This window comes from Acidobacteriota bacterium (assembly GCA_016716435.1).
Lineage (GTDB): Bacteria > Acidobacteriota > Blastocatellia > Pyrinomonadales > Pyrinomonadaceae > OLB17.
Genome location: JADJWI010000001.1, coordinates 305,598 through 323,918 on the forward strand (window position 1 = coordinate 305,598; position 18,321 = coordinate 323,918).

The following is an 18,321-nucleotide window of genomic DNA, read 5'->3' on the forward strand; positions in this document are numbered from 1 at the left end:
CCCCCGCAGTTTTCCAATGGATTCAAGACCGGCACCTGAGATCAACGATGCCCTGGGCCAAATGCTCCCGGGCGGCTTTTTCGGGCCGCTGTTCGAAGCGGCGTTTGACCTATATGGTGTCGTCGGAGCTGAAGGTCGCGTTATCTCAATGAACGGACGCATCTTTGAGAAGGCCGGATCAGACCCATCGCTGCTCGCGGGCCAGGTAATTTCAGAGACCGTCTATTGGCAATCAACCGAAAACACTTCTGCACTGCTTTCAACGGCAGTCGGTGAGGCTCTCGCCGGGTCGCCGCGTCGGCTTACACTTGACTTCCGGCTGCGGGTAAACGAGAGCGTGCCGATCGAGCTCTTTCTGTTTCCCGTAAGTTCGTCTGAGGAAGAAGCAATGGTCATGGTCGCCGGCCGACATTGCGGCAGCGGCGTTCAAGATGAGGACGGACGGCATTATGCAGAATTGATCGAGGCAGCAGGAGCGGCAGGTGCCGGGCTTTTTGCTTGGGACCTGGAACGCGGCCGGGCGCGCTCAACTCCTCGGACAAATGAAATACTTGGCCTTTCGCCGTACGAAGAGCTTGAATACGAAGCGTTCATTTCATCTATTCATCCAGACGACCGACCGCGGATAGCGGCATTTATCGCAAATGCCGAAAACCAGCCGGGACGGTTCGATCAAGAGTTTCGCGTCGTTTATCCTGACGGCAAAACACAGTGGATCCGCGCCGAAGGCAAGATAGTCGGGCCAAGCGATACCGCAGGCTCGAGGATGCTAGGAAATCTTCGGCAGATAACCGCAGAAAAGGTCGCCGCCGAAGAGCTTGCAAAGATATACGAACGCGAACGAAAGGCACGCGAAGAGGCGACCGAGGCGAACCGGGCGAAAGATTTTTTCCTTACGCTTGTCTCACACGAACTTCGCGCCCCGCTCAACGCGATAATGGGATGGTCGAAGATCCTGCTTTCGAAGGAACTCGATGTCGAGACACGGCGAAACGCATTGGAGACGATCGAGCGTAGCGCCCAGGTCCAGGCAAAGCTGATAAACGACCTTGTTGATTCAGCCCGTGTCGCTTCGGGCAAGCTTCGGCTCGAATATCGCCCTACGAATCTCTATAAACTTATCCGCGGGGCGGTTCAGGCCCATCAACCTGCGGCGACCTCGCGAGAACTTGAGTTCACATTCTCTGCCGACCGCGAAGATCTGGTCGTCTTTGCCGACGCAAACCGGCTGCAGCAGGTCTTTGGCAATATAATTTCAAACGCCATCAAATTTACCGAGCCGGGCGGCACGGTATCGATCGAGCTCACGTCCGATGACGGCACGGCGGCGATTCGCATTGCCGATACCGGACAAGGCATCAACGCCGACGCTTTGACGGCGATCTTCCGGCAGTTCTCGCAAGGCCATGTGGAAAGCGGCAGGAATAGCTCCGGCTTCGGGCTCGGGCTCTCGATCGCAAAGATTCTCGCCGAACGCCACGGCGGCACGATCACCGCGGAAAGCGACGGGCCGGGACACGGTTCGGCTTTCACTGTTCGGCTGCCGCTAAAGGATGCTCCTGCTACGGTCGCTTTAGCTGAATCGGCACGGCCCGACGCCCGAAGGCTCGATGGCCTTCGCATCCTGATCGTTGAAGATGACCCGGATTCGCGAGAGGTGCTGCAGCTATTTCTTCAGCAAAATGGGGCGGATATTCACGCCGCGATGGACGCGAGACAGGCGGTCGAAATACTGAACGGTGCAAATGGCCGGCTGCCCGATCTGATCATTTCAGACCTCGCAATGCCCGGCGAGGACGGGCTCTCGCTCATCTCGCGGATCCGTTCGCGAAACTCCGATGGCGGGGCCGAGATACCTGCAATAGCTTTGAGCGCTTTCACCTCGGAACAAAGCCGCGACTCGGCACTTGCCGCCGGCTTTCAACGCTACGCGACCAAACCCTTCGACCCCGAACCGCTCGTCGGCCTGATTCTCGAACTCACAAAACAAAACGGATCTTAGCTTCAGAAGGATTTCACGAAACGGGATTCGATGACACCGTCTTTCTCGCTCCCGAGTTCGGCGGTCAATCGGGGATATGTTTTATTCTCTGCTTCCAGCGTGTCAATCTCAAGCAGCAGCTCGGCCTCGCGGATGGCGGTCAGCGCACCTTCGATCTCCATGAAGAGACCGAAAGGGAGTTCGTCGATGACCGTTTCGGTCGAGCGGAACCGCCACTTCTTTCGCCGCTTTTCGTAAACAAGCTTTCGCGTGATGCCGATCGCCGCGAGGACTCGCTCCATCGCGTCGCCGTCCGCGATCTCGGTCTCTTCCTCGATCTGCTGCTTTACGTCCGAAATGCCCGGCAGCCGCTTTTTGAATGTGAGAATCGTCCGCAACGGGGTTTTGCGAATGCGCATAACTGAGTTTAGATCGGCCATCGGCCCGCCGCCGAGGATGATATTCTCCTCGTGGTCCTCGCCAAGATACTCGGCGCCAAATTCGGCGAGCCGCTTCTCGACCTCGCCACGCAGTCCTGCTGGAAGGCGATATTTCTTCTCGATCTCTATCATTCGATCAGACGTAGCGGATCCATTTCCAGATCTCGGGAAGCGTCGCCCGCTTGCCATACATCAGCATCCCGACACGGTAAACTCGCGAGGCAAGCCAGACGAGCCCGGCGATGGCAAGCACGTTTATCCCGATCGAAAGAGCGATCTCCCAGAAGGGCGGCGTCTCTGCGAGGATGCGTATCGGCATCGTAATCGGGGCAAAGAACGGTGCGATCGAGACCCAGAATGAGAGCGAAGAATTCGGATCGCGGATCACCGCAATGCTGAAATAGAACGCCGCAAGCAGAAGCATCACCGGCGGGAACGCGAACTGCCCGCCTTCCTGGAGCGATGTGACCACCGAGCCGATCAATGCAAAGATCGACGCGTAAATAAAATAGCCGATGAGGAAAAAGATAAGGAAATAGAGGATCATCAGCGGCGAGATCGAAGGAACCGCACCGACGAGCTGCGAAAGATCGGTCTGCAACGCGAGAAACGCGAGCAGGGCGGCGGCACTTACGATCCAGATCGAGAGCTGTGTCAGCCCCGCGAGCCCGACGCCGACAAGCTTTCCGAAGAGCAGCGTGAACGGCCTTGCCGATGAGAAAAGTATCTCGGAGATCCGCGTCTCTTTTTCCTCGACTACCGCGCCCATTATCGCCTGACCGTAGATCGCGAGCGTGATGTAGATCATCAGCCCGATGACGAACGAGGCGATCATCAGGCCGGTCGTGTCCTTCTCGCCGCCGCGGTCATCGAGGCCTTTGGCGTCGAGTTTCACAGCCCGGCCGATCGAGGCCAGCCGCTCTTCGCTTATGTTCGCCTCGGCGAGCCGCTGCGAGCGCACTGCGCTGTTGAGAGCATCGCGGAGCGAATCGTTGGTGACAAAATCAGCCCCTTTCCGCGAGCGGAATTCATAGACGGCCGCCGTATCGTTGATGTCCGGCGGGATGATCAGATAGGCGTCGAATTCATCGGCCGTTATCCGCGTTGTCAGTTCGGAACGCATGTCTTCGATCGAGCGGCCGGCGGGATCGATGTCAGTAAAAATGAACGAATCGGCCATCTGCGTCGAGGCCATTTTTAACTGCTCCTCTTGCGAGGGCGTGATATTGACCGCCGCTTCTCGAGCGGCTGTGCGGGCTCGCTCTGCCCGCTTTTCGGCTGAAAGATTGTCCTTCAATCGAGGAGCAACGGTGCCCGAGCGGTCGATCAAGGCGATCCGCGTTGGCTCGCCCTTGAGCGAAAAGATGATCGCCGGCACGAATGCGAAAACTCCGGCGAGCACCGGCAAAAGCAGCGTCCCGACGAGGAACGACCACTTGAGCACGACCTTTTTGTACTCATGAACTACGACGGCAAAAAACCTATCCATGCGAGTTCTCTCCTCCCTTTACGCGGTCGATGAAGATGTCGTTGAGGCTCGGTTCTGTTTTCTCAAACTTTGAGATCGAAACTCCGGCCGCGACCATACGCTTGAGCAGATCCTGTGCATCGATCCCCTCGGCGAGATGAAGTTCCTGTTCATCGGCGTGTGTTACGACGCGTTCGATGGTCGAGCGGTCCTCGAGTATCGCCCCTGCACCCTCGCCGCGAAAGGCGATCAGATTTTGCCCGTAGCTTTCCTTTATCTCACGCAGACTGCCGAAGAGGACCTTCTTCGATTTATCGATCAGCAAGATATCGCTGCAAAGCCGCTCGGCCGTTTCCATCAGATGCGTTGAAAAGATGATCGTCTTTTCGCCAGTGCGAAATTCGCTGATGACGTCGATCAGGAACTCGACGTTGACGGGGTCGAGCCCCGAGAAGGGCTCATCGAGGATGAGCAGATCGGGGTCGTGCAGCACGGTCGCGATAAACTGTATCTTTTGCTGCATTCCCTTTGAGAGGTCGGTCGTTTTCTTTTTCTTCCACTCAGTGAGCTGCATTCGCTCGAGCCAGAAGTCGATCCGCTTCTCGGACTCGCGGCCCGAAACGCCCTTTAACGCGGCGAAGTACTTGAGCTGATCGACGACCTTCATTTTCTTGTAAAGCCCGCGTTCCTCAGGCAGATAGCCGATGCGGCCTTGCGTTTCGGTCGTGACCTGCTCGCCAAAAAGGCTTATCCGGCCTTCGTCCGGGAACGTGATGCCGACGATCATTCGTATTGTCGTCGTCTTGCCCGCACCGTTTGGCCCGAGAAAGCCGAAAACACGCCCGGGCCGGACCTCAAAGCTGAGATCATCGACCGCAGTAAAGTCGCCGTAGCGCTTCGTAACGCCCTCGGCCCGTAATGTCGCTTGTTCTTGATTCATCTTTGTAATCGCTGAAATGATTATACTTGATTACGACGCGAAGGGCCGACCGGTTGCTAGAATCACTCCGGCCTCAAAGATTTAATATCTACGCAACGTGGATTGATCCAACTCTTTTGTGGACAGATGATTGGCAACGTGAAAGAAATCTTCCTTAACGTAGGGCAAATGTTGGCTCACGTGTGGGAAATGTTAGCCAACATGAGGAAACTTTTCGTCAGCGTGGGACAAATGTTCTGCAATATTGGTCAAATGTTCGCGAACGTGGGACGAATCTTCGGCTACTTTTCAGAAATGTTTGGCAACACTTTTGAAATTATTCCGGTCCCGGCGAGTTTGGCAACGGTGTTTGACCTTTCGAGCGTTTCGGCCGACAATAACCAAGAATTTTCCACCACGCGCCTTACAGCAAACAATTTACCGGAGGTTAGTTAATGAAATCATTGCTCGGATTTGGAATGTTATTTTTCGCGTTGTCTTTCTGCGGGCTCGGCGAACGGCTGCAATCGCTGCAGGGCGACGGCAACACGCCCGGCGGCACAACGCCGGCCACCGCCGATAAAAGCTCGGACGGCGACGTTGATACGGCCTCTTTGAACTCGGACCAGAAGGCGATCGCCGACGCGGCGACCGAAGTAAAATGGGAAGAGCAGAACATGTCTTGGCGGCTACCGGAAGGCTGGAACAAGATGGATGTCAGAAAAGAGAGCTTCAATTACGGCTCGCCCGCGGTCGGCTTTCTGATCGGGACGATATCGACTATGCCCGCCAGCTTCCCCGCAGAGATAAGTTTGAAAGCGCAGTACGACTCGGCACTTGAACAGCTAAAACAGGGCAAATACGAGACCGTCCGCTGGCTTGAGATCGATGGCATTAAGGGCGTGGAATGGGTCGAAGCGATGCCCGAAGACAAGACCGGCCCGCGGCGGCACCAGTGGATAGCTTTCCGCAACTATCAGGGCCAGAATCAGCAGCTCAACATAATGGTCTCGACCAAAGGGAACGAGTTTGACCAAAAACGCGACACCTTCGCCGCCATTATGTACTCAATGAAGATCTCGAAGGGATAAGGAAAATAGTGAATTGTGAATTGTGAACGGTGAATTCGGAATTTGGAATCTGGAATTACCCCTCGTCACTCGCCACTCGTCACTGCGACGCGCCCTCCCTCACGGTCGGGCTACTGACACGGCGATTCACCATTCACCATTGACTATCCCTCGGTCGGCGCGTCGGCGTGGGGGACGAAGCATTTCCGGCAGCGGGCTTCGTATTTATCGGCCGCACCGACCTCGACCCGGGCTTCGGATTCGACCGTCCGCTGTGAATAATTCGCCGTCGAGCCGCATTTGACGCAGATGGCGTGCGTCTTGGTGATGAACTCAGCCACGCAAAGAAGCTGCGGCATCGGCTCGAAGGGCTTGCCCGTGTAGTCCTGATCAAGCCCGGCGACGATCACCCGCTTCCCTTCCGCCGCGAGCCGATTGACCGCCTCGACGATCTCCATATCGAAGAACTGCCCTTCGTCGATCCCGACGACCTCGGTGTCGTGCTCGACCTGTGCGAGCAGCTCGGCAGCGGTCGTTACCGGCAGCGACGTGTGTGTTTGGCCGGAGTGCGAGGCGATCTCTTCGCGTGAATAGCGGGCGTCGATCTTCGGCTTGAAGACCTGCACCTTCTGCCGGGCGATGCGTGCCCGATTGAGCCGGCGGATCAATTCCTCGGACTTGCCCGAAAACATCGACCCGACAATTACCTCGACCCAGCCTGTGCCGTTCTGCCGCTGCTTGCGGCGCTCTTCTGTATCGTCAAAATAGCCTTCAATCATTATTAGTTGTCGCTTGGCGAAAATCTTGATTATAAAGAAAAAGCCCCGCAGGCCGAAATCGGGCCCGCGAGGCATCTTTTCGTTGAGCTTTCTTAGGCTCGGAGGTCGCGGCCGGTCATCTCCGGCGAGCGTTCGATGCCCGCCATCGCGAGCAGCGTTGGGGCGACATCGGCAAGCGTGCCGTCGGTCCGCAACGCTCGGCCTTCGGCCTGGTCATCGACAAGATGGAACGGAACCGGATTCTGCGACGCTCCGCGGGCGGGCTCGCCGTTCTCTTCCGTCATTTGCTCGCATTTGCCGTGGGTCGAGGTGATGACCGCCGCTCCGCCGGCATTTCGCAGGTGGCGGATCACGCCGCCGAGACAGGTATCGACATACTGAACGGCCTCGACCGTTCGCTCGAAACTGCCGGTTTCGGCAAGCAATCCCGGAGCGGGAAAGTTCAGGACGAAAACGCTGCCGGGCTCTTCGCGGACGGCCTTGATAAAGCGGTCAGTTATCTTAAAGCTGCGAAGCTCGGGCTCGGCCACGCGGTTAAAGCCCTCAAGCGACTGGACCTCGACACCGACCTCATACTCACCCGCATCGCCGACGCCGCAATCAAGAAAACGCGAGACATGAGGAAAGCGGTCGGATTCAGAAATGCGGAAATTCGCGACATGATTTGCCGCCAGGACCGAGCCCAAAACACCGTCGATCACCGGCGAAGGAAAAGCGACGGGAAGGCCGAAGTTCGGGTCATATTCCGCTAGGCAAATGCTGTTGATCTCAGGCTTTGAAGCGGCTGAGATCATTCCGGTATCGGGCACCGAAAGCGCCCGAACGAGTTGGCGGATCGTATCGGGGCGATGATTGAAATAAATGACAAGATCCCCGCTTCCTACCGTTGCGACCGGAACGCCGGGCGAAGATTCAAACACGATCGGGGCGATGAATTCGTCCGAGATGCCGCGGAGGAATGAACTCCGCACGGCCATAACGGGGTCGGAGGCCCGCTCGCCCTCGGCATGGACCAGCATTGTAAATGCTCGGGCCGTTCGCTCCCAATTCTCGCTGCTGTCCATCGCGTAGAAGCGGCCGCAGAGCGATGCGATCCGGCCAATGCCGAAATCGGCAAGCTTGACCTCAAGCGCCTCGACCACAACGTCCGACGTCCGCGGCGGCTCATCGCGGCCATCAAGAATGCCGTGGATGAAAACGTCCTCAAGCCCAAACTTTTTCGCCATTCGGATCATCGCGAAGAGATTTTCCTGCGAAGAATGAATGTCGCCCTGACTGATCATCCCGACCAGGTGCACATTCTTTCCGGCGGCCTTCGCCTCGGTGAACGCGTTGGCAAGAAGCTCGTTGTCCATGTAGGCGCCCGAGCGGACGGCCTCGCGGATGTTTGATACCGGCGTGCGGACAACGCGGCCCGCACCGATGTTCATATGGCCAAGCTCCGCGTTGCCGGCCTCACTAGCGGCAAGCCCGACTGCTTCGCCCGCAGCGGCAAGCAGCGTCGCCGGATATCGGCGGCAGATCTCGTCGTAATATGGCGTATGTGCGGCGGCGATGGCGTTTGTTTCCGAAGCATCGGCGGAACCCCAGCCATCGAGGATTATCAGAGCAAGCGGCCTTTCGAGAGGTTTGTTCATTTTGAGGAATTCACTGTCCGCCATGCTAAATTGGGCGGATGGAGAAGGATCGCGTTATCGGGAAAGCACGGCAATGGTGGGAAAGCCGTTGATTAGATTATATCGGATAGCGGGCGGCTTTTACCAGAGATTTTTCAGTACGCGTTTGGGGCCGTCTTCTCCATCCAGCGGTCCGGGTGGCGGAGCGGGGCGAACTCGAACTGCTCATAAAGCCCGTGGGCATCGCGGGTGGCCAAAACCCACCGCCGCAGGCCCTGCAACTCCGGGTGCGAAACCATCGCCTCCATCAGCATCTTCCCGATGCCGCGGCCACGATATTCGTCGATCACAAACACATCGCCGATATACGCGAACGTCGCCTTATCGCTCACCACCCGGCCAAACCCGACCTGCCTCTCGCCCTCATAAACCCCAAAACACATCGAGTTCTCGATCGCCGTCCGCGTCTGCTCGATCGTACGCTCGCGGGCCCAATAAGATTCCTCGACGAGAAATTTTTGGATCAGACCGACATCGAGCCGGTCCTTGTCCGTTGTGATCAAGAATTCCCCGTTTCTCGTTTCCATCGCTAACCGCGGATCTGGTAGAACGCCTTGCGGCCCGGGTATCGCGCCGAATCGCCGAGATCTTCTTCGATGCGGAGAAGCTGGTTGTACTTTGCTATTCGGTCCGAGCGACAGAGGCTTCCGGTCTTGATCTGGCCGGCATTGGTTGCAACCGCAAGGTCCGCAATGAACGTGTCTTCCGTTTCGCCCGAGCGGTGCGAGATGACGGCGGTCATATTGTTCGTCCGGGCGAGCTCGATGGCGTCGAGCGTTTCGCTCAGCGTTCCGATCTGGTTGACCTTGATGAGGATCGAATTTGCCGCACCTTCGTCGATTCCCCTTTGCAGAAAGCGAACATTAGTAACAAAAAGGTCGTCGCCGACAAGCTGGACCCTTTCGCCGACCGAGGCCGTCAGAGCCTTCCAGCCGTTCCAGTCGTTTTCGGCCATGCCGTCTTCGATGGAAATGATCGGGTAGCGGTCGCACCAATCGGTCCAATATGCGGCCATTTCGTCGGACGAAAGCTCGCGTTTGTCCGACTTTTTGAAGACGTATTTTCCGTCGATAAAGAACTCGCTCGCGGCAGGGTCAAGGGCGAGCATCACGTTGTCGCCCGCGGCGTAACCGGCCTTTTCGATCGCCTCGAGGATCGTCTCGACCGCTTCCTCGTTCGACTTCAGGTTCGGAGCAAAGCCGCCTTCGTCGCCGACACTGGTTGAATAGCCCCGCGATTTGAGCACGCCTTTTAGGTGGTGAAATATCTCGGCCCCCATCCGCAGAGCTTCGGTAAAGCTCTCGGCCCCGACCGGCATTACCATAAACTCCTGGAAATCTACGTTGTTATCCGCGTGGGCGCCGCCATTGAGGATGTTCATCATCGGCACGGGCAGCGTTCGGGCGTTGGCCCCGCCGATGTAGCGATAGAGCGGGATCTCGAGCACTTGAGCCGCCGCACGTGCAGCCGCCAATGACACGGCAAGCATCGCATTCGCCCCGAGATTTGATTTGTTCGAGGTGCCGTCGAGCCCGATCATAGTTTCGTCGATCTCGACCTGATCAAGCACATCTAGGCCTTCGATCTCCGGCCCGATCTTGTCGATAACGTTCTCGACCGCCTTCAGAACGCCCTTGCCGAGGTAGCGCAGGTCGTCGCCGTCGCGAAGCTCAACGGCCTCGTTCTCGCCGGTCGAGGCTCCGCTTGGCACCGCCGCGCGGCCGGTAAGGCCATCCTCAAGAATTACCTCCGCCTCGATGGTCGGATTTCCGCGGGAGTCCATTATCTCCCTTGCCCAGACGTGTTCGATCAAGCTCATTTAATGATTGTCTCCAATAAGGTCGGTATTTATCGATAAAAGATAATGTAACCGTGTTCCGAAGCAAACACAAAACTCCGTCCCGTGTCCCGATGTTTTTCAGCGCAACCATATGGAAGGAGCGGTGACACTCGTGTCGCCATTGGTGCGAAGCACGAACAATAAGGCGTGGAATCTGCAGCGGGCGATGAGGATCGATCGGCACAGAAAATGTGTTCTTTTCTCGCTGCGGTGGAGCGATGCGGAAGTCTTAATGTGGAAATCGCCGGTCGCAAAGTTCGACCATCACGCCCCAATCATCAAAAACCGCGGCCCAAGCAAGCCCGCTTCTTTTCCGAGGGACTTGTGATGTCGGTCACCTTGCCGGCTCGGGTTTAGTTCTATAATCAACTCGTTGAATACGCGATTTGGTACCTGCTTGATGAAAAACTTTTTTCGGGCAGGTCTTTGTGCTTTAGCGGGACTTTAGTTCCAAAATCTGCACATATGAACCGCGAGTCATGGACAGGAACAAGGACGCTATTCGTCTCAGCACAGCCTGAGACGGCAGTACTTAAGGGCTGATCAATATTTTACCGAAGATGGCGATCAGCAATGGGAGATCAGATATGTCTAAACGAATTACGCCGTCATTGACGTGCTTACTGGTAGTTATGCTATTGCTTTCACTACCGGTCCTATCACAAACAAAACCCGCCACAAACGAATTCTGGTGGCCGGATCGACTTGACCTTTCACCACTTCGACAGCAATCTCCCAGGTCGAATCCGATGGGTGAAGATTTTAACTACGCCGAGGAATTCAAGAAACTGGATCTTGAGGCGGTAAAAGCCGATATTAAGAAAACGCTGAGAACGTCGCAGGATTGGTGGCCCGCCGACTACGGCAACTACGGCCCCTTCATTATTCGAATGGCATGGCACAGCGCCGGAACTTACCGTTCGATGGACGGAAGAGGCGGTGCAGGCGGCGGACAGCAGCGTTTTGAACCGCTGAACAGCTGGCCGGACAACGCGAACCTCGACAAGGCAAGGCGGATCTTGTGGCCGGTAAAGAAAAAATATGGCCGTCGGATCTCCTGGGCAGACCTGATGATCTTAGCCGGTAATGTCGCTTTCGACGACATGGGCCTTAAGACGATCGGATTTGCGGGCGGACGCGAAGACGACTGGGAAGCCGATATGGTCTATTGGGGAGCAGAAACGAAATGGCTCGCAGGGGATAAGAGATACGATGCCGAGAAATCGCTTGAAAGGCCGCTCGCAGCGGTGCAGATGGGGTTGATCTACGTGAACCCTGAAGGCCCCGGCGGCAATCCGGATCCGCTGCTCGCAGCTAAGGACATTCGCGAAACGTTCGGCCGAATGGGAATGGACGACGAAGAAACGGTTGCCCTGATCGCTGGCGGACATACGCTCGGAAAGACACATGGAGCGCAGAAGGTGGACTGCATCGGTCCCGAACCGACCGGTGCGAACCTGGAAGACCAGGGATTCGGCTGGACGAATAAATGCGGAAAAGGCAACGCTGAAGACACCATGACGAGCGGGCTTGAAGGAGCATGGACAAGGACTCCTGTACGCTGGAGCAACAACTATTTTGAGAATCTATTCGGTTTTGAATGGGAGAAGACCAAGAGCCCAGCAGGTGCAACTCAGTGGATACCCAAGGGCGGAGCAGCCAAAGACATGGTCCCCGATGCTCATATCAAGGGTAAACGGGTTCCGCCGATAATGCTGACGACCGATCTTTCGCTCAGATTCGACCCCGTTTACGAAAAGATCTCACGGCGTTTCCTCGCGAATCCGAAAGAGTTTGATGCGGCGTTTGCTAGGGCCTGGTTCAAGCTGACCCACCGCGACATGGGGCCGCGATCACGCTACATAGGCCCGGACGTTCCTGACCTGATACTGATCTGGCAAGATCCGATTCCAACGTTCGAGTACCAACTGATCGACGACAACGACATCAATGCGCTGAAAACAAAGATCCTCAATTCGGGGATCAGCAACACGGCATTGATACGTGCGGCGTGGGCCGCGGCATCGTCATTCCGATCTTCGGATATGCGTGGCGGGGCGAACGGCGGCAGGATCCGCCTTGCGCCGCAGAAAGACTGGGAAGCGAACGATCCGAAAGAGCTGGATAGCGTCTTGAAGGGCCTTGAGCGAATTCGGACAGAATTCAACGGAACTCAGCAAGGACAGAAGAGGGTCTCTTTTGCAGATATGGTGGTTCTGGGCGGCGTGGCCGCCGTAGAACAGGCAGCGAAGAACGGCGGCGTTACGATATCCGTCCCGTTCAAGCCCGGAAGAGCCGATGCCACCCAGGAACAGACAAACGTCGAAAGCTTCGAACTGCTGAGGCCGACAGCTGACGGATTCCGCAATTACTATGCAAAAGGCAATCGCGTATCGCCCGCAGAAATGCTGGTTGACAAAGCGAGCCTTCTCTCGCTGACGGTTCCGGAAATGACCGTGCTCGTCGGAGGAATGCGTTCGTTGAACGCAAACGCCGGTGGTTCCGATCTTGGTGTATTTACCGCACGCCCGGGAACGTTGAGTAACGATTTCTTCGTCAACCTGATGGACATGTCCACAAAATGGTCCAAGTCAACGACTTCCGAAGGCGTTTACGAAGGCCGCGATCGGAAGACAGGAGCTCTTAAGTGGAAGGCATCGCCGGTCGATCTCATCTTTGGTTCGCACGCTGAACTGCGAGCGGTCGCTGAATTTTACGCGGCCGACGATGCTAAAGAGAAATTTGCTAAGGACTTCGTTAAAGCTTGGGCCAAGGTCATGGATCTTGACCGTTTTTAGCTGAGTTGTTTATATTTGCTGATCGATTGCCCTGGCGAACGCTTTGCTCGCCAGGGCGTTTTGTTATTACTGAACCTTGAGTGGATCCGATCCCAAGACTGCGGCGGTTCATTTTTGTTCCTTCGGGGCCGTTTGGTCAGCTTGATCTGCGTCGGCTAGGCCGCGAGCGCCGTATCGGCTTCCGGAGCTTCCGCCTTGACGGTCGCGCGCATTCGGACCTTTACTATTCTCCGCTTTGCCGCCTTCTCAACATGGAAAGTGTGCCCGTTAAATGGGACCATATCGCCTTCGCCGAGTATCTGGCCGGATTCTGACATCAGGAAACCGCCGATGGTCGTGTAGGCCTCAGAGATCGGGAGATGAAGCCCGAGCCGCTTGTTCAGGTCGCGGACGGCAAGGCCGCCGTCGAGCACAAAGCTGCCGTCCGGCTGCTCGTGGATCTGTTCATTGACCTCATCGTCGTGCTCGTCGCTGATCTCGCCGACGATCTCTTCGAGCAGATCCTCAAGCGTTATGATGCCCTCGACTCCGCCGTGTTCATCGACGACGAAGCCGAAGTGGAACTTTTCTTTCTGCATCTGCCGGAGAACGTCCTCGAGCCGTGCCGAGTCAACAACGTAGATCGGCTTCTTGAGTATCCTTTCCAGCCGGAACGAACTCGGCGAGCCGATGAAACGAAGGATATCTTTACTATGAACGACGCCGCGAATATCGTCGAGCGATTCGTCGTAGACCGGGAGCCGAGAGTAGCCATGGCTGCGGAAGGCCTCGATCAGCTCGTCGAGCGTACATTTTGCCTGTATCGCGACCATCTCCGGCCGCGGGACCATTGCCTCGCGAACGGTCGTCTCTGAGAATTCGAACACCTGATTGATCAGCCGGCGTTCGTCCTCATTAAGCAAACCCTTTTCTTGCGAGGCGTTGATCAACGCACGTATCTCATCCTCGGAATAGCTTGCTCCATGTTCGCCCGTCGGCTCAAGCCCAAATGCCCGTGCCGTTTTTGTACCGGCCCAATCGAGCAAACGGATCGGGTAATAAAAGACCTTGTAAAAGAGCTGGAGCGGAACAGCTACGAAATAGGAGACCTTCTCGGAGATCTCAAGAGCCGCCGTCTTAGGTGCAAGTTCGCCAAAAACGATATGCAAGAACGTGATGAACGAGAACGCAATGGCGAAAGAAACAGTATGCAAAACCGCCCCCGCCGCGAGCCACGGAAGCCCGACCATCTCCGCAAACTGGCTTAAAAACGGCTCAAGCACAGAAGCGACGGCCGGTTCGCCGAGCCAACCGAGGCCAAGCGATGAGAGCGTGATCCCGAGCTGCGTGGCGGAAATGTACGCGTTCAGGTTGTCGAGCATCCCGAGCAGCCGGATGGCAGCTCGATCGCCCTCGGCGGCCAGCGACGCAATTCTCGATCGGCGCACCTTGACCAACGCGAACTCGCTGGCAACAAAAAAGCCGTTTGCCAGAACAAGCGCTATGACCAGAAAAAGGTTGAACGTTACGGATCCTATTGAAGGAAACTCCAGTGCGAAGTTCAGAATAGGACCCGAAAATAAGGCAGATAAACTGGCAGGGTCGTCCATTACTTATCGAACTAAATTAATTCTGCTGCACCGCCGGCAGCCCTGATCAAAAAATGCTCCTTCGCTTAAACTTTTCCGTCGAAATTTAGCGTTCGACGAATCCCGGAATTATATCACAAAGAAAACCGCAAAAATCAACGCATTTCGCTCGTTTCGATCATTTCCTGAAGCAGCATCCGGCACGACCCGCAGCCCGTTCCGGCCCTTGTCGTGTCCATCAGTGCATCAAGCGAATCGATGTTCGTGCCGGTGATAGCCTCTTCAATATTGTCCTCGCCAATACCAAAGCACGAACAAATAAGAGCCCGCTCGCCTGTAAACTCTGCGACCCGACGGTCTCGGAAGCCGGCGAGTGCGGTTCGCAACGCCTCGGTTACCGCCTCCGAGCATCGACCGCGATCGACCCGAAACGCCGAATCGTCGTTCTGAGGTTCGATATCTTCCAGCCCATGTAGTTCCTGAAGTCCTCGGCCTTGGAGCCGTTTTAATCCGAGGCCGGCCGCGATCATCGCCGGGCAGCCATTTGTGCGAAATGAGGCTTGTTCGATCACGCTGCTCGCCTCGTCTATCAAGAACCTGACCGCAATGAAACAACCGCAATCGAACTTGACCGACCTTCCCTCGGCATTGAAATCCTCAGCCTGCAACCCAAGCGAGCGGGCGAAGAGCTCGGAGAATTTTTCGCGTGCCGAAGTCACAATGCGATTTTGCCACAAGACGGTTGATGAACGCCCGGTATGTGAAGTTCCCGGTGAACTTATGTAGAATCAGGTTATGCGGTTTGGATCGTTTTTTCTCGCGATACTTTCACTTGTTTGTTTCGCCGCCTGCAAGCCGGCCGCGGCGCCGGTTGCCGTCGGCGACCGGCCGGTTGCGGTCAACGGAATGCCGGTCAAGGACGCACCGCGGCGGGCGATGAAGCCGGAAACAGAGCTTAGCTGGAGCACCTTTGAGGGCAATGTTCAGAAAGTAAAAGACTACAAAGGCCGAGTTCTGTTGCTCGATTTCTGGGCTACCTATTGTCCGCCCTGCAAGGAAGGCATTCCGCATCTGCTCGAACTGCAGGCACGTTACCCGAACGATCTGCAGGTCATCGGGCTTCACGTTGGCGGCCCGGAAGATCGGCCCAAGGTCCCAGCCTTCCTCGAAGAAATGAAGATCAACTATCCGCTTGCGGTGCCCGAAGACGAACTCACCCGCTTTGTCTTTGGCGAAGAATCGGCGATACCGCAAACTGCGATCTTTGACCGCGAGGGTAAATTCGTCCGCAAGATCGTTGGATTCGACAAGGAGATCGCCGCCCAGCTTGACGAATTGATCGCACAGGCGATCGGGCAATAACCCCCTTGAATGGAAACACGAAAGCAGGTTTTCGGCGGGCGGTGCCGCGTTTCGCAAAACGGATGGAAAGCTCGAAGTCGCGCTAGTGCTGATGCTCCCCGAACTGCGTTGGCAATTGCCGAAGGGCATCATCGACCCCGGTGAAACGCCCGAGCAGGCCGCTCTCCGCGAGGTCCGCGAGGAGGCGGGCATTGAGTGCGAACTCCTCGAACCGATCGAGATAATCGAATACTGGTTTGTCGATACTCGCTCGGGCTCGCAGGTCAGAATACATAAGTTCGTCCATTTCTACCTGATGCGATACCTCTCCGGCGACGTTGCCGACCACGACCACGAGGTCGCCGAAGCCCGCTGGTTCCCGGTTGACGAAGCCATCAGCTCACTAGCTTTCGATAGCGAAAGAACGGTTGTCATCCTCGGACGAACATCGCTCGAACGGACGTCGTTAGACGCGAAAACAAATGCGTGATATCCCTGTTGGCAATGGCTCGCTGCTCGTCAATTTTGACGACAAGTATCAGATCCGCGATATATTCTTTCCCCACGTCGGGCAGGAGAACCACACCGAAGGCTCGGTCTCGCGTTTTGGCGTTTGGTGCGATGGCAATTTTTCGTGGATCGCGGATGCTGGATGGGAACGCGAACTGCGTTACATGCCCGAAACGCTGGTAACGGCCGTCACGCTTAAGAACGCATCGCTTGGGCTACGCATAGATGCGAATGATACGGTCGCGAGCCACGAAAATATCTTTCTCCGCCGTGTCCGCGTCTATGATACCGCCGGGAAAAAGCGGAGCGTTCGCGTTTTTCTGCACCACGACTTTCGCCTTTATGAGAACAAGGTCGGCGACACCGCTTTTTACGACCCCGTAACTCGTTCGCTGATCCATTATCAAAAAGAGCGATATTTTCTGATCAACACCTCACCTCATTTCGATTCGTTTGCGACCGGCCGCAAGGATTTTCAAGGGCAGGAAGGCACCTGGCGAGACGCCGAAGATGGCGAACTCCAGGGCGGAGTCACGACCGAAGGCTCGGTCGATTCAACCGTCGGTGTCCATTTTGAGCTCGAACCGCTCGGGAGCTTCGAGTTCTTTTATTGGATCGCCGCCGGGACCGACCACGCGGAGGTCGAACAGCTGAACGATCGCGTAACCGGCAGCGACCCAAGCGAATTTCTCGACTACACGGCAAACTATTGGCGAGCCTGGGTCAATAAAAACGATACCGACCTCGAGCCTCTTTCACCCGAAGTTCAGAAACAGCTGAAGCTCTCGCTCCTTATCGTTCACAGCCAAATGGACAAAGGCGGAGCGATCCTCGCCGCTAATGATTGGGACGTGACGCTTCGTGCGACCGATCATTACAGCTATCTCTGGCCGCGTGACGGTGCGTTCGTTGCCGAGGCTCTCGACCTTGCGGGCTTTTCGCACCTGACACGAAAATTCTTCGACCTTTGCGGCCGGATCGTGCATCCGAATGGCTACTTTCTGCAAAAATATAACGCGGACGGAACCGTTGCCTCCGGTTGGCATGCCGCCTGGGACCGCTGGACCGGGGAACCGCAAGTCCCGATCCAGGAAGACGAAACGGCACTCGTTCTCTGGTCGCTTTGGGAACATTACGACCGCTATCGGGATATCGAATTCGCTCATCGGCTTTACACAAAGATGACCATCCCGTGTGCCGACTTTATGGCGGATTTCATTCATCCGGAACTCGGGCTGCCCGCTCCGAGTTGGAATCTTTGGGAAGACCGCCGTGGAATCCACACCTTTACATGTGCGTCGGTGGTTGCCGGCCTGCGGGCCGCGGCAAACTTTGCCGAGCTATTTGCCGAACACGACCGCGCAATGCGTTACCGGGAGCGAGCCGATTCGATCCTCGCTGCAATGGAACGGCATCTTTTCAGCATCGAACATAACCGTTATCTCCGTTCGCTGCAGTTCAAAGGCGATGACCATTACGAACCCGACGCCACGGTCGACGCCTCGCTTTTCGGGCTGTTTTATTTCGGTTGTTTCTCGGTCAATGACCCGAAGGTCGAAAGCACGATGAGGGCGATCGAAGAAAAGCTTGGCGTCTCGAGCGGCGGCCTTGCCCGGTTTGAGAATGACGGATACATGCGAGTTTCCGCCTCCGAACCCGGCAACGCCTGGTTCATCTGCAGCCTCTGGTTGGCCGAGTATTACATCGCTCGGGCTACGTCGGCCGAAGAGCTTGAGCCCGCCCGCAGGATGATCGACTGGGTGGTCGAGAAGGCACTGCCCTCCGGTGTGCTTGCCGAGCAAGCCGACCCCGTCACCGGCGGTCCGGTCTCGGTTGCACCGCTTACGTGGTCACACTCGACCTTCGTCGCCACCTCGCTTCATTACCTTGCAAAACTTCGCGAGCTAGCAAAATAGCCGGCGGCAAACAAA

The 18,321-nt window shown here is 56.4% G+C and carries 16 protein-coding genes; 7 read left to right on the forward strand and 9 right to left on the reverse strand.

Going from position 1 to position 18,321, the window contains the following annotated elements:
- Nucleotides 1–16: 16 nt before the first annotated feature.
- Nucleotides 17–2,002 (forward strand): response regulator, encoded by a 1,986-nt coding sequence (locus IPM21_01530; GenBank protein MBK9162597.1) that lies wholly within the window; start codon nucleotides 17–19, stop codon nucleotides 2,000–2,002.
- 2 nt (nucleotides 2,003–2,004) lie between these two features.
- Here the strand turns inward: IPM21_01530 and IPM21_01535 are convergent, their stop codons facing one another.
- From IPM21_01535 to IPM21_01545, 3 genes are read right to left on the reverse strand one after another with little or no spacing between them, the layout of a single operon-like run.
- A complete protein-coding gene (locus IPM21_01535) occupies nucleotides 2,005–2,553 on the reverse strand; it encodes a class IV adenylate cyclase (protein ID MBK9162598.1) in 549 nt (182 codons plus the stop codon).
- 4 nt (nucleotides 2,554–2,557) lie between these two features.
- The gene (locus IPM21_01540) at nucleotides 2,558–3,910 is read right to left on the reverse strand and encodes an ABC transporter permease (protein MBK9162599.1); all 1,353 of its coding nucleotides are present in this window, start codon (nucleotides 3,908–3,910) and stop codon (nucleotides 2,558–2,560) included.
- Nucleotides 3,903–4,829 (reverse strand): ATP-binding cassette domain-containing protein, encoded by a 927-nt coding sequence (locus tag IPM21_01545; GenBank protein ID MBK9162600.1) that lies wholly within the window; start codon nucleotides 4,827–4,829, stop codon nucleotides 3,903–3,905. Before IPM21_01545 ends, IPM21_01540 begins: the two co-directional genes overlap by 8 nt.
- Nucleotides 4,830–4,931: 102 nt before the next feature.
- On the opposite strand from IPM21_01545, the gene IPM21_01550 reads away from it, so the two are divergent.
- Nucleotides 4,932–5,264 (forward strand): hypothetical protein, encoded by a 333-nt coding sequence (locus IPM21_01550; GenBank protein ID MBK9162601.1) that lies wholly within the window; start codon nucleotides 4,932–4,934, stop codon nucleotides 5,262–5,264.
- A complete protein-coding gene (locus IPM21_01555) occupies nucleotides 5,264–5,899 on the forward strand; it encodes a hypothetical protein (GenBank protein MBK9162602.1) in 636 nt (211 codons plus the stop codon). Before IPM21_01550 ends, IPM21_01555 begins: the two co-directional genes overlap by 1 nt.
- 143 nt (nucleotides 5,900–6,042) lie before the next feature.
- Here IPM21_01555 and IPM21_01560 read toward each other — a convergent pair whose 3' ends face one another.
- The 4 genes from IPM21_01560 to eno all read right to left on the reverse strand — a co-directional run bounded on the left by IPM21_01560 (nucleotide 6,043) and on the right by eno (nucleotide 10,152).
- Complete coding sequence (locus IPM21_01560; protein MBK9162603.1) at nucleotides 6,043–6,657, reverse strand: thymidine kinase; 615 nt, start codon at nucleotides 6,655–6,657, stop codon at nucleotides 6,043–6,045.
- A gap of 92 nt (nucleotides 6,658–6,749) precedes the next feature.
- On the reverse strand, nucleotides 6,750–8,294 hold the full coding sequence (locus IPM21_01565; protein MBK9162604.1) for a 2,3-bisphosphoglycerate-independent phosphoglycerate mutase: 1,545 nt from the start codon (nucleotides 8,292–8,294) through the stop codon (nucleotides 6,750–6,752).
- Nucleotides 8,295–8,428: 134 nt separating this feature from the next.
- Nucleotides 8,429–8,860, reverse strand: a complete 432-nt coding sequence (locus IPM21_01570) for a GNAT family N-acetyltransferase (protein ID MBK9162605.1) — start codon at nucleotides 8,858–8,860, stop codon at nucleotides 8,429–8,431.
- Between the two features lie 2 nt (nucleotides 8,861–8,862).
- The gene (eno, locus tag IPM21_01575; protein ID MBK9162606.1) at nucleotides 8,863–10,152 is read right to left on the reverse strand and encodes a phosphopyruvate hydratase; all 1,290 of its coding nucleotides are present in this window, start codon (nucleotides 10,150–10,152) and stop codon (nucleotides 8,863–8,865) included.
- A gap of 608 nt (nucleotides 10,153–10,760) precedes the next feature.
- Between eno and katG the strand changes: the two genes are divergently transcribed.
- On the forward strand, nucleotides 10,761–12,971 hold the full coding sequence (katG, locus tag IPM21_01580) for a catalase/peroxidase HPI (protein MBK9162607.1): 2,211 nt from the start codon (nucleotides 10,761–10,763) through the stop codon (nucleotides 12,969–12,971).
- Nucleotides 12,972–13,126: 155 nt separating this feature from the next.
- Here the strand turns inward: katG and IPM21_01585 are convergent, their stop codons facing one another.
- Nucleotides 13,127–14,560, reverse strand: coding sequence for an HlyC/CorC family transporter (locus tag IPM21_01585; protein MBK9162608.1), 1,434 nt, complete (start codon nucleotides 14,558–14,560; stop codon nucleotides 13,127–13,129).
- A gap of 134 nt (nucleotides 14,561–14,694) precedes the next feature.
- Nucleotides 14,695–15,258, reverse strand: a complete 564-nt coding sequence (locus IPM21_01590) for a (2Fe-2S)-binding protein (GenBank protein MBK9162609.1) — start codon at nucleotides 15,256–15,258, stop codon at nucleotides 14,695–14,697.
- Between the two features lie 76 nt (nucleotides 15,259–15,334).
- Between IPM21_01590 and IPM21_01595 the strand changes: the two genes are divergently transcribed.
- The 3 genes from IPM21_01595 (at nucleotide 15,335) to IPM21_01605 (ending at nucleotide 18,306) form a co-directional block, all read left to right on the forward strand.
- Complete coding sequence (locus tag IPM21_01595) at nucleotides 15,335–15,901, forward strand: TlpA family protein disulfide reductase (GenBank protein ID MBK9162610.1); 567 nt, start codon at nucleotides 15,335–15,337, stop codon at nucleotides 15,899–15,901.
- Nucleotides 15,902–15,992: 91 nt separating this feature from the next.
- Nucleotides 15,993–16,370, forward strand: a complete 378-nt coding sequence (locus tag IPM21_01600; protein MBK9162611.1) for an NUDIX hydrolase — start codon at nucleotides 15,993–15,995, stop codon at nucleotides 16,368–16,370.
- The gene (locus IPM21_01605; GenBank protein ID MBK9162612.1) at nucleotides 16,363–18,306 is read left to right on the forward strand and encodes a glycoside hydrolase family 15 protein; all 1,944 of its coding nucleotides are present in this window, start codon (nucleotides 16,363–16,365) and stop codon (nucleotides 18,304–18,306) included. Before IPM21_01600 ends, IPM21_01605 begins: the two co-directional genes overlap by 8 nt.
- Nucleotides 18,307–18,321: the final 15 nt, after the last annotated feature.

Bases quoted from the DNA above. Each gene is read 5' to 3' on its own strand.
- IPM21_01555 (MBK9162602.1), top strand. From the start codon at position 5,264: ATGAAATCATTGCTCGGATTTGGAATGTTATTTTTCGCGTTGTCTTTC.
- IPM21_01560 (MBK9162603.1), bottom strand. From the start codon at position 6,657: ATGATTGAAGGCTATTTTGACGATACAGAAGAGCGCCGCAAGCAGCGG.
- IPM21_01600 (MBK9162611.1), top strand. From the start codon at position 15,993: ATGCTCCCCGAACTGCGTTGGCAATTGCCGAAGGGCATCATCGACCCC.
- IPM21_01605 (MBK9162612.1), top strand. From the start codon at position 16,363: ATGCGTGATATCCCTGTTGGCAATGGCTCGCTGCTCGTCAATTTTGAC.
- IPM21_01540 (MBK9162599.1), bottom strand. From the start codon at position 3,910: ATGGATAGGTTTTTTGCCGTCGTAGTTCATGAGTACAAAAAGGTCGTG.
- IPM21_01565 (MBK9162604.1), bottom strand. From the start codon at position 8,294: ATGAACAAACCTCTCGAAAGGCCGCTTGCTCTGATAATCCTCGATGGC.
- IPM21_01585 (MBK9162608.1), bottom strand. From the start codon at position 14,560: ATGGACGACCCTGCCAGTTTATCTGCCTTATTTTCGGGTCCTATTCTG.
- IPM21_01535 (MBK9162598.1), bottom strand. From the start codon at position 2,553: ATGATAGAGATCGAGAAGAAATATCGCCTTCCAGCAGGACTGCGTGGC.
- eno (MBK9162606.1), bottom strand. From the start codon at position 10,152: ATGAGCTTGATCGAACACGTCTGGGCAAGGGAGATAATGGACTCCCGC.
- IPM21_01530 (MBK9162597.1), top strand. From the start codon at position 17: ATGGATTCAAGACCGGCACCTGAGATCAACGATGCCCTGGGCCAAATG.
- IPM21_01570 (MBK9162605.1), bottom strand. From the start codon at position 8,860: ATGGAAACGAGAAACGGGGAATTCTTGATCACAACGGACAAGGACCGG.
- katG (MBK9162607.1), top strand. From the start codon at position 10,761: ATGTCTAAACGAATTACGCCGTCATTGACGTGCTTACTGGTAGTTATG.
- IPM21_01545 (MBK9162600.1), bottom strand. From the start codon at position 4,829: ATGAATCAAGAACAAGCGACATTACGGGCCGAGGGCGTTACGAAGCGC.
- IPM21_01595 (MBK9162610.1), top strand. From the start codon at position 15,335: ATGCGGTTTGGATCGTTTTTTCTCGCGATACTTTCACTTGTTTGTTTC.